At 33.2% G+C, this 217-nt stretch carries 1 pseudogene; it reads left to right on the forward strand.

Annotated elements, in window-relative coordinates:
- Positions 1-20: 20 nt before the first annotated feature.
- Positions 21-217 (forward strand): annotated as a pseudogene (locus tag ACRHOC_RS15705) (hypothetical protein); the annotation flags it as partial.

A 217-nucleotide genomic window follows, 5' to 3' on the forward strand; every position in this document is an offset into this window, starting at 1 on the left:
AACTAAACGACTCAATTTTAATGTTACCACAAGCCGATGAATTGGATGAAGTGGTAAAAGGGATAAAGAACAACAGAAAATATAAACAGGAGAAAATAAAGCCTTATTTACATGATGATTATTACAAGTGTTGGTTGCCAAGTATAGGATCTGAAATCGCACTTTATTTTCCTAAAAATTCGCCTAAGGATCAAAAAGTTACCAATGTGTCTTTCCC

Source organism: Winogradskyella poriferorum (assembly GCF_050618035.1).
In the GTDB taxonomy this organism is placed as follows: Bacteria; Bacteroidota; Bacteroidia; order Flavobacteriales; family Flavobacteriaceae; genus Winogradskyella; species Winogradskyella poriferorum_A.